Source organism: Cognatishimia activa (genome assembly GCF_001458335.1).
Taxonomy (GTDB): Bacteria; Pseudomonadota; Alphaproteobacteria; order Rhodobacterales; family Rhodobacteraceae; genus Cognatishimia; species Cognatishimia activa.
Window position 1 is genome coordinate 1 of record NZ_CYTO01000007.1, and the last position, 12,576, is coordinate 12,576.

The 12,576-nt window shown below is 54.0% G+C and carries 13 protein-coding genes; 8 read left to right on the forward strand and 5 right to left on the reverse strand.

Going from position 1 to position 12,576, the window contains the following annotated elements; genetic code table 11:
* Positions 1 to 182, forward strand: a 182-nt coding sequence (locus TA5113_RS17065; RefSeq protein ID WP_058316603.1) for a hypothetical protein, incomplete at its 5' end; no start/stop codon positions are given.
* 32 nt (positions 183 to 214) lie between these two features.
* Here the strand turns inward: TA5113_RS17065 and TA5113_RS02815 are convergent.
* The gene (locus TA5113_RS02815; protein WP_058316328.1) at positions 215 to 805 is read right to left on the reverse strand and encodes a hypothetical protein; all 591 of its coding nucleotides are present in this window, start codon (positions 803 to 805) and stop codon (positions 215 to 217) included.
* 154 nt (positions 806 to 959) lie between these two features.
* On the opposite strand from TA5113_RS02815, the gene TA5113_RS02820 reads away from it, so the two are divergent.
* Positions 960 to 2,309, forward strand: a complete 1,350-nt coding sequence (locus tag TA5113_RS02820; RefSeq protein ID WP_058316349.1) for a cytochrome P450 — start codon at positions 960 to 962, stop codon at positions 2,307 to 2,309.
* A gap of 6 nt (positions 2,310 to 2,315) precedes the next feature.
* Here TA5113_RS02820 and TA5113_RS02825 read toward each other — a convergent pair whose 3' ends face one another.
* From TA5113_RS02825 to TA5113_RS02835, 3 genes are all read right to left on the reverse strand, one after another.
* Positions 2,316 to 3,455 carry a M48 family metallopeptidase gene (locus TA5113_RS02825; protein WP_058316327.1) on the reverse strand — a complete coding sequence of 380 codons (1,140 nt, stop codon included), beginning with the start codon at positions 3,453 to 3,455 and terminating at the stop codon, positions 2,316 to 2,318.
* On the reverse strand, positions 3,452 to 4,762 hold the full coding sequence (locus TA5113_RS02830) for a DUF898 family protein (RefSeq protein ID WP_245627197.1): 1,311 nt from the start codon (positions 4,760 to 4,762) through the stop codon (positions 3,452 to 3,454). Before TA5113_RS02830 ends, TA5113_RS02825 begins: the two co-directional genes overlap by 4 nt.
* An 80-nt stretch (positions 4,763 to 4,842) precedes the next feature.
* Complete coding sequence (locus TA5113_RS02835; protein ID WP_058316347.1) at positions 4,843 to 7,152, reverse strand: DNA topoisomerase IV subunit A; 2,310 nt, start codon at positions 7,150 to 7,152, stop codon at positions 4,843 to 4,845.
* A 152-nt stretch (positions 7,153 to 7,304) separates the two neighbouring features.
* On the opposite strand from TA5113_RS02835, the gene TA5113_RS02840 reads away from it, so the two are divergent.
* The 6 genes from TA5113_RS02840 to TA5113_RS02865 all read left to right on the forward strand — a co-directional run bounded on the left by TA5113_RS02840 (position 7,305) and on the right by TA5113_RS02865 (position 11,549).
* Positions 7,305 to 7,907: an SH3 domain-containing protein gene (locus tag TA5113_RS02840; RefSeq protein WP_058316326.1), complete on the forward strand. Its 603-nt coding sequence runs from the start codon at positions 7,305 to 7,307 to the stop codon at positions 7,905 to 7,907.
* Positions 7,908 to 7,993: 86 nt separating this feature from the next.
* Positions 7,994 to 8,821, forward strand: coding sequence for an SDR family NAD(P)-dependent oxidoreductase (locus tag TA5113_RS02845; protein WP_058316325.1), 828 nt, complete (start codon positions 7,994 to 7,996; stop codon positions 8,819 to 8,821).
* Between the two features lie 91 nt (positions 8,822 to 8,912).
* Positions 8,913 to 9,113, forward strand: a complete 201-nt coding sequence (locus tag TA5113_RS02850; RefSeq protein ID WP_058316346.1) for a twin transmembrane helix small protein — start codon at positions 8,913 to 8,915, stop codon at positions 9,111 to 9,113.
* 4 nt (positions 9,114 to 9,117) lie between these two features.
* The gene (locus TA5113_RS02855) at positions 9,118 to 9,690 is read left to right on the forward strand and encodes a cob(I)yrinic acid a,c-diamide adenosyltransferase (RefSeq protein WP_058316345.1); all 573 of its coding nucleotides are present in this window, start codon (positions 9,118 to 9,120) and stop codon (positions 9,688 to 9,690) included.
* A gap of 171 nt (positions 9,691 to 9,861) precedes the next feature.
* Positions 9,862 to 10,620, forward strand: coding sequence for an electron transfer flavoprotein subunit beta/FixA family protein (locus TA5113_RS02860; RefSeq protein WP_058316324.1), 759 nt, complete (start codon positions 9,862 to 9,864; stop codon positions 10,618 to 10,620).
* Positions 10,620 to 11,549, forward strand: coding sequence for an electron transfer flavoprotein subunit alpha/FixB family protein (locus tag TA5113_RS02865; RefSeq protein WP_058316323.1), 930 nt, complete (start codon positions 10,620 to 10,622; stop codon positions 11,547 to 11,549). Before TA5113_RS02860 ends, TA5113_RS02865 begins: the two co-directional genes overlap by 1 nt.
* 30 nt (positions 11,550 to 11,579) lie before the next feature.
* Here the strand turns inward: TA5113_RS02865 and TA5113_RS02870 are convergent, their stop codons facing one another.
* Positions 11,580 to 12,434: a DUF6473 family protein gene (locus tag TA5113_RS02870; protein WP_058316322.1), complete on the reverse strand. Its 855-nt coding sequence runs from the start codon at positions 12,432 to 12,434 to the stop codon at positions 11,580 to 11,582.
* Between the last annotated feature and the right edge of the window lie 142 nt (positions 12,435 to 12,576).

Here is a 12,576-nt window from a genome sequence, read left to right on the forward strand (position 1 = left end):
CAGTGCGGTTTGGAACGTTCAAACTTTTCCTTAGCCATTACGAGGCGCCTTCTATGTTTAGGGGCCTCACAATGGCCCAATTTGTCTTCCGGGCGGCAAATATTGCTTTGCGGACAAAAAATCAAGCGGGAGTTTTATCACGTATCCCTACAAAACATGAATTTTTAGCAACGTTGCGCTGATGCAAATAAAGGGTGGCCGTAGCGGTAGAAATCTATTCTTCGATCTGCTCCGGTTTTTTGTCTTTCCAGCACTCGCTGAGCGCCTCCTCGGACGGGTTATCCGTCATACATTCAGCATTCTCTGCCAACCATTTCTCGATATTGCGTGCGGCATTGGCCGAGAGCGCTGCGATCTGTTCTTCACGGGTCTTGGTATGACCCGACCCCAGAATCGGAGTGCCGCCAAAGTTTTCAAACGCCAGAATTTGTGCGGGCTTTTCATGGAACTTTCCGCCCGCCCGATCATCCCAAGCTGTCACAGTCACAATCAGCACTGATTTTGGCGTATAAACCAGTGGAACGCCTGGCCGCGCAAGAACATAGGCTCCAATGTTAACGCCCAAATGCACCATGCGCTCACCGTCATAGCGCCCCAGTCGTTTATCAAGTTGCGCTTTGAGCGCTTCTGTCAGCTCTTCTGGCGTCGCATTGCGTGACGTCGGACCTTTTTGCAAATCCGGCGCAATGACGATGTTATGACCGAGTGTGAAATCGCCGAGATCGAGCTTGGTTGGATTTTCGCTGTCTTCGGCGCAAGCCGTCAGGGTTAGAACCAAAGCAAGAAGCGCGAAAATTCTGGTCATAGAGACGTCCTTAAATCGTAAGCCCTCATGGGATAGCCTAAGCGATGGCTTGTGGCAATTCTTGCTTGGATCACGATCAGTTTGTCGCCAGTTTGCAGCCAGAGACTCGATTTTGGCAGAAGGCTTGCTACTGTTTAACAGCGAAGGAGACCTGATGACGCAATTACCCGTTCGAGCGAGCCTAGCGACCAAGCCGCTTGGGCTTTGGGCAAGCCTTAAGGCCGCCCGTCGAAACCTGCTCGAAATTTTGCCGGTTCTTGCGGTCAAACAACCAATGGTGTCCGGCAAAGTCGGTGTGCGCTGGCACATGGTAATGGACCCGGTCGCAATCCGGCACATGTTGCTGGATCGCCTTGACGATTACCCAAAATCAAAAGCCACTAAGAACGTTTTGAAACCTGCAATTGGAAACAGCCTTTTTATTGCTGAGGGCGCTGAATGGCGCTGGCAACGACGGGCGGCGGCGCCCGTCTTCTCTCACCGCAATGTAACGGCCCTTGCGCCAATCATGACCGCCGCAGCCGAGGAATGTTGTCGGCGAATTAATGACCAATCCCCGAAAGCAGTGAACCTTTTAGATGAAATGGTAGGTACCACCTTTGACGTGATCGCAGATGTCACCTTTTCAAGTGAGGGCGGTTTCGACGTGCAAGCGGTCCACAAAGCGATCGATGCTTATATTGATGACGCGGGGAAGGTCTCCATCCTCGACATGATTGGAGCGCCGGATTGGATTCCGCGCCCCGGGAGACTGTTTTATGGATCTGCGATCGGCGACATGAAAGCGGTCGCGGATCGGGCAATTGTGTCACGGCAGAATGCCGGAGCTCGGGCGATTCCGGACCTTTTGGATCTGCTCTTGGCAGGCGAAGACCCAGAGACCAAACGCAGCATGAACATCGCAGAGCTGCGTGATAACCTATTGACCTTCATTGTTGCAGGTCACGAAACCACTGCCTTGAGCCTTGCTTGGGCGTTTTACCTATGCGCGTTCGATCAGGACGTCCAAGATAAGGCGCGCGAAGAAATAAAGTCTGTATGCGGCGAAAACGCGGTAACCGGAGATGATGTTTCAAAGCTGCCATATGTGCGCATGATCATCGATGAAGCGCTTAGACTTTACCCACCTGCCGGCATCGTATCACGCACAGCTCAATCTGATGACATGCTTTGTGGCCGCGAAATCCGTCCCGGCGATACGGTGATGATCCCTATCTATGCATTGCACCGCAATGAAGCGCTGTGGGACGAACCTGATGCCTTCCGTCCTGAACGCTTTGCCGATCGAAAAGCCATTGACCGTTATGCTTATTTGCCCTTTGGCGACGGCCCCCGCATTTGTATAGGTGCCAGCTTTGCAATCCAGGAGGCCGTGATCATCCTCGCGACCTTGCTTGGGACATTCAGGTTCACGCCCATCGAAGGTCGAAAGCCGCAACCTGTCATGATACTCACAACCCGGCCCGAAGGCGGTGTGTGGCTGAACGCAGAACCAGTTACGTGATCGCCCCTACTGACAAATCGCGCGCAGTTGCACCCATTCCTGATTGCTCATAATCGGTTGCGCCGCAAAGCCACGCGCTTCCGCATCCATCTGCCATGCCCGAGAGAGCGCGATGCGTTCCGTCAGTGTTGGGTGGGTCTGGAAATGAGAGTGTACGCCTTCGGATTCCCCATATTGGTCAGCGAGACGGTGGAACATATCCCCCAAAGCGCCAGGCGCGATGGAGGCGGCCTCCATTGTTACCATGGCGAAATTGTCCGCTTCGTGTTCGGCGGCTTGAGAATACTGAGCCTCGATGAGCCGTTCCGTCAGGAACAGAACCAAAGCGCCGCCTGCGAAATCACCAAGCAAAAGGCCCAGAACACCGATTGAGCCTGCAGATCGCATTGCATGGCGCGTAGGGTCGCGACTTTCCACATGACCCATTTCATGGGCAAAGACCGCTGCGACTTCCTCTGGCGTTTCTGCCGCCTTGATCAAACCGTCAAACAAGATGATATGGCCACCGGGCAGCGCAAACGCGTTGACCATCGGATGGTCGAGCACATGCACGGTCATTTCGATCGGTAACTCAGCATGCGCTTCAAGTCGGCCCCGCATCATGTCGAGCGCCGCGAGCCCATCTTGGTTTTCGCAGATCGGGAGTTCGCCAATACCCGTTTCATCCAACACAGTTCGGATTTGGCTCAAGGTCGCCTCACCCAGAGCCTTTTCGCCTTCTGGCGGGATAAATTCTGCTAGCTGATCCGCCAGAATTGGCACCAAGACAAATATAATAAGAGCGACGGACGCAACGGCTCCAAACGCCCAAGCCAACACCTTGGAGCGACGCACATGAGTGTTTCGGCGCGTTAGGTTTGGGCACCGTTTCGCCAAACGCATCTCATCCGTGATCAACCGCGCGACTGGATCATGCGCATTGGCGAGCACCAGTTCTGATCTATCCGCTTGATCGGGCAACCACCGCACATCCTCTAGTGACCACAGCACGTGCCGACCCGCAAATTCGATCACCAAGGCCTGCTGGCCTTCTTCTATACGAATGCGTGCAGGGTGCGCGACTGCGCTTTCGCCATCAAAATATGTGCCCAACGCGCCCAGCGCCGCGGGTCGCTCGCCGACGCGGATCGTGGTTTGATCACTCATATCGCAGCCCCCACATCCAACGCTTCTGCGAACCCTTCTGCCTCGCCAAATTCATCGCGGGGCCTTTGGGATACATTGGCGAGTTCACCCAAATTGATGATCGTTAAGCTCGACGCAAAGTGGCGCATCATCGGGAAGCGAATGAAGGTGTGCATCAGGACAGACCACATCAAAAACAGCAAGAAATAAGACGCGATGGCGATGGCCGTGAGAACCGGTTGCGGCAGAGTTTCGACGGTCCCCGACTCCAATCCCATGGCTGCCATTCCATCAGACTCAAACACCAGAACCATAATCACGATGATCGGCGTCAAAATGAGTGCTCCTACGAGACCTGCAAATGAGTATCCCCAGAAATAAATACCGGTGACTTTCCAGAAGCGTGGCTTGATGTCGAGCGACGCATCGCCCGCTGATTTATGAGACGTGAGGTAGCGCACCCGTTTCACATTATAGTTTACCAAAGCCAAAAGCAGCCAGATCGGAGCAATGAAAGCAACGATTGGTGCTGCTAGAACGAGGGCCTGCCACAAGGCAGATGTCTCAGGCGGCGTCGGGTTATCTTCCAGAACCCAATCAAAGTTTTGCATGGCTTGGTATCCCTCGTATCCCAAAACACCGAAGGCAAATCCCGACGCGAGAACTGGAAGCCACACGCCAACCCACGGGCGCAACAAACCAAACCAACTGCCATTTTGGGTGAGCTTTTGCGCCCCAAAATAGGTGCGGTCGGTGATGTATTTTTCCAAATAAAACGCCTTGCGCGGCCAGAGAACGCCTAGCGTGATAATCGTCAAAAACCAGTGCCACAAGGCGCGCACCGCAAATCCCCATGCACCCGGCTCCAAACCAAAACGCACGCCCCGCCAACGCGTTCGTGCCAAGACGTATCGCCGCGCACGGTAGCGGGCATAGAACCATAAAGGGATGACCCCGAGAAAGCTCAACAAATAGGCCGCGAAATTGCCATTAAACAAAGAGAAGCTCAGGAACATGAGAAGCAGATTCACGATGCCAATGTAGAACGCTAAGAAGACCACGGCGATTAAGAACCCAAGAAGTTTCTCCCAGGGGTCACCGACGTACTCCAAGGGATGGCCGCTCGGCCGCCACGCAGACCAATACCAACGACGCAGACGAGTCTTCATCCAGAACCGATAAAATCCAAGCGTGAGTACGGTCAGCAAACCCATGCGCAGCGCCAACCAAAACAATCGAGCGCGCCGTCCGGCAAACTCGGTCTGCGTTGGCACTTCTGTTTCTGGCTCACCTGAACGTGCTGCCTCCCAAGGAGATATCACCTGCACTCTTCACTCCATCCGATCGCCGGCGGCCGATCGACCCTTAAAGAAAAAAGCCGGCCCAATTCTCTCGGGCCGGCTTGTCATCAATTAAACTTGTTGTCGCGTGGGAAGCCCCGTGGCGCCATACGCCCAGTCCCAGCCCGTTTCCCTGTCCATTCAGCGAGCTCGGTTTCCGAACGCGTGCGCCCTGCTGGATCTTTCCAGCTTAGGCCTTCTTCTTTGTTGAAGGTGGTTGCGTCGCTTAGGCCGCCGTCTTTGTACTTCTGCAGCCGAACGCCTTTGCCGCGCCCCATGACCGGAAGTTCATCGATATCAAAAACCAGCACTTTGCGGTTTTCACCGACACAAGCGACGCTGTCACCTGCAATTGGCTTACAAACCAAAGCTTTCACGTCGCCTTTCACGTTCAGCACCTGCTTCCCTGTCCGGGTTTGCGCAAGCACGTCATTCTCATCAACAACAAAACCGTCGCCCGCGGTCGATGCGACAAGCAGTTTTCGATCCGATTGATGTATGAAAATGTCCACAATTTCTGCTTCATTCGGCAGGTCGACCATAAGACGCAGAGGTTCCCCCATACCACGTCCGCCAGGTAGGTTGCTTGCCGACATAGTATAGAACCGTCCATTCGTGCCAAAGACCAACAAACGATCCGTGGTTTCAGCGTGGAAAATAAACCGCGGACCGTCACCATCCTTGAACTTCAACTCGCGGGTCAGGTCGATATGGCCAGACATCGCTCTGATCCAGCCCATCTGAGAGCAAACGACGGTTATTGGTTCACGGTCGATCATCGCTTCGATCGGCACTTCTTCGAACTCACCGGCCTCGGCAAATTGCGTACGGCGCGCGCCGCCGTCATAGTCTTTACCGAACTTTTTCTTGGTGTCTTTCAACTGGTCGCTAATGCGGGTCCATTGCAGACTTTCGCTTGCAAGCAGGTCCTCAAGATCCGCACGCTCGGCCATCAACTCGTCACGTTCTTTGACCAGTTCCATCTCTTCCAAACGGCGCAAGCTGCGCAGGCGCATGTTGAGGATGGCTTCGGCTTGGACCTCTGATAGTTCGCCTTCACCCTTTGCAGGCAGCGGCGATTTATAGTCGTCCTCGGAAGTGGCACGGACAAACTCACCACCCCACTCTTCTGCCATCAAAGCTTGTTTCGGCGCATCGTCATAGCGAATGATGTCGATCACACGATCAAGGTTGAGGAAGGCGATGATAAAGCCTTCCAAAACCTCTAACCGGTGGTCGATCTTGTCCATACGGTGTTTGGAACGGCGTTTGAGAACATCACGACGGTGATCCAGGAAGGCCTGCAGCACTTCCTTCATCGAACAGACCTTTGGCGTCACGCCGTCGATCAAAACGTTCATGTTCAGGCTGAAGCGTGTTTCCAGATCACTGGATTTGAACATCATGTTCATCAGAATGTCTGGTTCAACATTCTTGGAGCGCGGCTCAAGGATGATACGAATATCATCGGCGGATTCGTCGCGAATATCGCCGAGGATCGGCACCTTTTTGGTCTGGATCAGCTCCGCGACTTTTTCGATCAGCTTAGACTTCTGAACCTGATACGGGATTTCAGTGACAACAATCTGCCATTGACCGCGCCCAAGGTCTTCGACCTCCCATTTCGACCGCAAGCGGAAAGACCCGCGACCTGTCTTGTAGGCGTTCGCGATGTTTTCTTTCGGCTCAACGATAACGCCACCAGTCGGGAAATCAGGCCCAGGCACATAGTTCAGCAGCGTGTCATCGCGCGCATCTGGTGTTTTGATCAGGTGCAGACAGGCGTCGATGAGTTCAACGATATTGTGCGGCGGAATATTGGTCGCCATACCCACGGCGATCCCGGCAGCGCCATTGGCCAACAGTGTTGGAAATTCTGTCGGAAGAACGACAGGTTCCGTCAGGCGCCCATCATAGTTGTCCCGGAAATCAACCGCGTTTTCTTCAAGACCCTGCAGCATGGCCTCTGCCACAAAGGTCATCCGCGCTTCTGTGTAACGCGAGGCCGCTGGGTTATCGCCGTCGATATTGCCGAAATTACCTTGGCCATCGACCAATGGGTACCGGACGTTAAAGTCCTGCGCCAAACGCGCCATGGCATCGTAAATCGCTGCGTCACCGTGAGGGTGGAAGTCCCCCATCGTATCGCCGGAAATCTTCGCAGACTTTAGAAACTTGCCACCTGACGCCAACTTCAGGCGGTTCATTGCATAGAGGATTCGGCGGTGCACCGGCTTCAGACCGTCCCGTGCATCGGGCAGCGCCCGGTGCATAATCGTACTCAGTGCATAGGTCAGATAGCGTTCGCCAATCGCTCGGCGCAGTGGCTCCGCCACTTCCAAGGATGGGCTGTCTTCGTCGTCAATAATATCCGTCATAATGAAGTGATACAGGGACGCTTGAATCGCGACAAGCAAGGTTACGGGGAAATCGTCGCCTTTTTTCCGCCAGAGGCACACCTGCACACCATGCTAGAGTGATTCCCAAGTTGCATAGCGCTGCTGCTAGCGTGCAATGGGGGATATGGTAAATGGTACGTTATATTGCGATTAGTTTTGGTGTGCTCGGTTTAGGCTTTTACGAACTGAGCGGTGGGTCTGACTTTGAACCGGCTCAATGGCGGGAGGTTAAAGCACCTGCAGTCGAGGAAAGTGTTCTGGAAACGCCTGCTGAAGATGTGGCTGCGGTCCAAACTCTAAAGGTCGAAACGAAAATAGATGACAATAAAGGTGCGCTGCTTACGGCATCCGCGAAAGATGAAAATCCACTATTGATCCTCGCGTCTGTGCCGACAACACGGCGTCTTGTCGGAGCCGCTGCGCCGACACCGACTGCGGAACGCGCGATACTCGGCCCTGAAGAGCAGAAGGCGGTCGCGCTCACCTCAAACGAAGATCGCTTTGCGCAAGCAACGGTGATTGAAGAAGCACCCGACTTCCGCCGCGTCAGCGGCAGCCGCGTGAATATGCGCAACGGTCCCGGCACTGAATATTCCGTCATCGGTAAGTTGGTGCGCGGCAATGATGTTCAGGTCCTGCAAGATCCGGGATTTGGCTGGGTTAAACTTCAGGTGGTTGAAACAGGTCGCGTTGGCTGGATGTCCGCATCTCTTCTGAAAAAAGTCGAGTTCTGAGAACCTGATAGCGGGAAATTCCAAACGCCCAATTGTCTTCGCCTAATAGCGACCGTAACCTGCCGCAAATCGCGCGGCAGGAACAAATGCAACAGAAATCAGTGCTTATCACAGGATGCTCTTCAGGCATCGGATTGGACGCAGCTCAGGGCCTGCAGAAACAAGGCTGGCGCGTATTTGCGTCTTGCAGAAAACAAGAAGACTGTGATCGCTTAATCGGCATGGGTTTTGAAAGCCCGCGCATCGATTACCAAGAACAGACCACGATCCGGGCGGGCCTCAAAGAGGTCTTAGATGCCACCGGCGGCACGCTTGATGCCTTGTTCAACAATGGTGCATTCGCCGTTCCCGGAGCGGTGGAGGACCTGCCCACGGATGGCCTGCGGGACATCTTTGAGGCTAATTTCTTTGGCTGGCACGAACTGACGAAACACGTCATCCCGGTCATGCGCTCCCAAGGCTATGGACGTATTGTTCAAAACTCATCCGTTCTGGGCTTTGTACCTGCCCGCTGGCGCGGTGCTTACGTCGCCACCAAATACGCGCTTGAAGGTCTAACGGATGTCCTACGGATTGAGATGCGCGACACGCCAATTAAGATCATCATGATCGAACCGGGGCCTGTGACCTCAAAGATCCGTCAAAACGCGATCCCACATTTCGAACGCTGGATTGATTGGGAAAACTCCGCGCGCGCTGAACAGTATGAAAGGCTCAAACACCGCCTGTATTTCAAAGAAGGCAACGATGCGTTTGAGCTGCCTCCTTCTGCTGTGACGCGGAAACTGATCCACGCTTTGGAAGCCAATCGTCCCAAACCGAGATACTACGTCACAACGCCTACATATTTGATGGGTGCGTTTCGCCGCTTCTTGCCCACACGTGGTCTCGACTGGCTCACCGCCAAAAGCTAATTTCTATACCCTGCGGCAAGCTTTCTTATCGCTTTCCTATCGATTTCAAGGCAAACGCAACTAACTTAAGACGCGAAAGGATCGAGCTATGTTGCTAGAAGACCCGCTGTTTATTGTCGTTGCGATTGCCACACTTTTGGTTCTGGTCATCCTGACCATTGGTATTGGAGGATTTGCCCGAGGCGGCGAATTCAACAAAAAGCATGCCAACAGGCTGATGCGATATCGGATCATTGCGCAAGCCGTCGCGATCATCTTGATCCTCGTCTTCATTGCCCTTCGTGGAGGATAACAACGTGGTCACGCTGAACAAAATTTACACCCGCACCGGCGACAAAGGCACGACAGCTCTGGGCAATGGAAACCGTGTCGCAAAGCACGATGCCCGTGTGAACGCGTATGGGACCAGCGATGAGCTGAACTCTTTTGTGGGTGTCGCCCGTCTGGCTGCGAAGGATGAAATGGATCAACGGCTTTCCTTGATCCAAAATGACCTCTTTGATCTAGGCGCAGATCTCTGCCGACCAGAAATGGCAAAAGACGCAGAGGCCGAGTACCCACCGTTGCGCATGGTTGAATCCCAAGTCAAACGATTGGAAGCGGAAATAGACGAGATGAACAGCGCTTTGGCACCGCTGCGAAGCTTTATCCTTCCCGGCGGCTCCGCGCTCTCCGCTCATCTGCATGTGTGCCGAACTGTGGCGCGTCGCGCGGAACGGCTCGCGACAGAACTCGCCGACCATGAAGATGTGAACCAACATGTGGTCACATACCTCAACCGGCTGTCAGATTGGTTTTTCGTTGCCGCCCGCATTGCAAATGATGACGGCAAAAGCGACGTGCTCTGGGTTCCTGGCGCCAACCGCTGACGCGGCGTCGCTTCGGCCTGCCGTGAGGTAAAACCACAAAAACGCGACGTCCATCGGGGGTTTTGTGACGGTTTTTGTCTATTTTCTGCGTCCGCGAAACGGTATTTACTTTCTCTGAGAGCGTAACGTGCGAGTCGTTTTGACTGGCACATATTAAGGAGAGTGACGCCCATGAAGGTACTCGTACCTGTCAAGCGCGTGATCGACTATAACGTGAAGGTTCGTGTGAAAGCGGATGGCAGCGGTGTTGATCTTGCAAACGTAAAAATGTCCATGAACCCATTCGACGAAATCGCTGTCGAAGAGGCGATCCGTTTGAAAGAAGCGGGCAAAGCCGATGAGGTTGTGGCGGTTTCGATCGGCGTTAAGCAATCTCAGGAAACTCTGCGCACCGCTTTGGCGATGGGCGCGGACCGTGCGATCCTGATCAATGCAGCTGACGACGTACACACCGACATCGAGCCTCTGGCAGTTGCAAAACTGCTGGCGAAAGTTGTGGAAGAAGAGCAGCCAGGTCTGGTGATCACCGGTAAGCAGGCGATCGACAACGACATGAACGCGACAGGCCAAATGCTGTCTGCGATCCTGGGTTGGTCTCAGGCGGCGTTTGCCTCTGAAATCGACATTGAAGGCGACAGCGCCAAGGTCACTCGTGAAGTTGACGGCGGTCTGCAAACCATCTCTGTAAAGATGCCAGCAATCGTCACAGCAGACTTGCGCCTGAACGAACCTCGCTATGCATCCCTGCCAAACATCATGAAGGCCAAGAAAAAGCCTTTGGATGAGAAGACTCCAGCGGATTACGGCGTTGACGTAACGCCTCGTTTGGAAGTCGTGAAGACAGAAGAGCCCGCGGAACGTTCCGCGGGTATCAAAGTAGGCTCTGTAGATGAGCTGATCGAGAAACTTAAAGAAGCGGGAGCTGTATAATGTCTGTACTTCTTCTTGCAGAAATCACCGCCGGTGAATTGTCTCTGGACGCAACTGCAAAAGCTGTGTCTGCGGCGCAATCCTTGGGTGACGTGACTATCCTAGCGGCGGGTGAAACCGCGGCGGCAGCGGGTGACGCGGCGGCTAAAATCGACGGCGTGTCCAAAGTCCTCGTGGCAGAAGACGCATCCCTAGGTCACCGCTTGGCGGAACCAACCGCTGCTCTGATCGCATCCCTTGCGAGCGACTATGAGCACATCGTTGCGCCTGCGACCACAGATGCAAAGAACATCTTGCCGCGCGTTGCTGCGCTTCTGGATGTGATGATCATCTCTGACGCAACAGCGGTTGTAGATGGCGCGACATTTGAGCGTCCGATCTATGCCGGCAACGCGATCCAGACCGTTAAGTCGTCTGACGCGAAAAAGGTTGTCACCTTCCGGACTGCAAACTTTGACGCAGCGGGCGAAGGCGGCACTGCAGCAGTGGAAACGATTTCTGCAGCAGATAACCCAGGTCTTTCTGAATGGGTCGAGGACAAGGTTGCTGAAAGCGACCGTCCAGAGCTGACCTCCGCAGGCATCGTCGTGTCCGGTGGTCGTGGCGTTGGCTCCGAGGAAGACTTCGCGTTGATCGAAAAGCTTGCTGACAAGCTGGGTGCTGCCGTTGGTGCGTCCCGTGCGGCGGTAGACTCTGGCTATGCAGCCAACGACCTGCAGGTTGGTCAAACTGGTAAAGTTGTTGCGCCTGACCTCTATGTTGCGGTTGGTATCTCCGGTGCGATCCAGCACTTGGCGGGTATGAAAGACTCCAAAGTTATTGTTGCAATCAACAAAGACGAAGAAGCACCAATCTTCCAAGTTGCAGACTATGGCTTGGTTGCAGACCTCTTCCAAGCGGTTCCAGAGCTGACTGACAAACTCGGTTAATCTGACCTGGTATTGCATTTAAAGGCCCGCCTAACGGCGGGCCTTTTTCTTTGACCGCATCAATAGCGGGCGCAGTTCATCGTAGAGAGCGTTCGCCGCTTCTTCATGAGCCAACGGTCCCAGCATCTTCGCCGCCGCAGCTTGGTCCAACGACCTAAAACGCATTCCCTCTGTGCCAGAGAGACGTGCTTGCTCGGAGAGCCTCACTTGTACGACCCCGTCCACCAACGGTCGCAGCGTTTCTATCATTGGTCTATCGATAAATAGTGGATCTCTCCCCAAGCGGGTTTGCGGCAGCTTCTTAGGTGGTGGATGATCAGCAAACCAAAGCAACAGCTTTCGACCAGCAATTCGTTCCAACAAAATCTGCATGCGTGCACACCAAGCAGCGCGCAGCTCTTCTCGCACAAATGAAAACCGTTCGGACGCCTGCCTGGACACATCACTCAGCATATGTCGCGTGAAGTTGAATTCAGAAAAGTCCACGTCGTGAAATACGGATCGCATCAATTGTGAGGCCGCTACAAATCGGTCATTGCGGCGAGGGTGCACGCGGTAGAACCGATTAGACATGTTCTGTGCACCGAGTATTTGAATGACCGTCACTTCTGAGCGGGCCGCAAATCCAAGCACCTCTGGTTCGTTTAGGAACACATCAACCCCGGCATTTGTAAGACCAAAATTCACACAGGGAAGGCCAAGTCGTTCCTCCAAAATGTCCGGGAAGGGCCGTGAAATGAACTTGCCGTAAGTTTCAGTTCCACCCAAAAACGCCACATATCGCCCGTTCAACCGTTTTTTTGGTCCACGAAAATCCACACGCGTCGTTCCGTACCTGCATGGACGGTAATTCAGCACACGCCGTTGCGCGCTTTGTACGGTCATTTCAACCACCTCTTCTCTCACCCGGCATAGAGAGTCGGCGATTCCATTTGCGATTTGCTTAAATGAACAAAACGAGACGTATTCTTTGTAAATGCAGCCCTTGTGGACCCACCTGACCCCGCGTAGTGTTTGCGCAACTGCG

Excerpts from the sequence above, each read along its gene's own strand:
- TA5113_RS02845 (WP_058316325.1), top strand. The coding sequence starts at position 7,994 with ATGCAACAGAAATCAGTGCTTATCACAGGATGCTCTTCAGGCATCGGA.
- TA5113_RS02860 (WP_058316324.1), top strand. The coding sequence starts at position 9,862 with ATGAAGGTACTCGTACCTGTCAAGCGCGTGATCGACTATAACGTGAAG.
- TA5113_RS02820 (WP_058316349.1), top strand. The coding sequence starts at position 960 with ATGACGCAATTACCCGTTCGAGCGAGCCTAGCGACCAAGCCGCTTGGG.
- TA5113_RS02825 (WP_058316327.1), bottom strand. The coding sequence starts at position 3,455 with ATGAGTGATCAAACCACGATCCGCGTCGGCGAGCGACCCGCGGCGCTG.
- TA5113_RS02865 (WP_058316323.1), top strand. The coding sequence starts at position 10,620 with ATGTCTGTACTTCTTCTTGCAGAAATCACCGCCGGTGAATTGTCTCTG.
- TA5113_RS02870 (WP_058316322.1), bottom strand. The coding sequence starts at position 12,434 with ATGACCGTACAAAGCGCGCAACGGCGTGTGCTGAATTACCGTCCATGC.
- TA5113_RS02840 (WP_058316326.1), top strand. The coding sequence starts at position 7,305 with ATGGTACGTTATATTGCGATTAGTTTTGGTGTGCTCGGTTTAGGCTTT.
- TA5113_RS02835 (WP_058316347.1), bottom strand. The coding sequence starts at position 7,152 with ATGACGGATATTATTGACGACGAAGACAGCCCATCCTTGGAAGTGGCG.
- TA5113_RS02815 (WP_058316328.1), bottom strand. The coding sequence starts at position 805 with ATGACCAGAATTTTCGCGCTTCTTGCTTTGGTTCTAACCCTGACGGCT.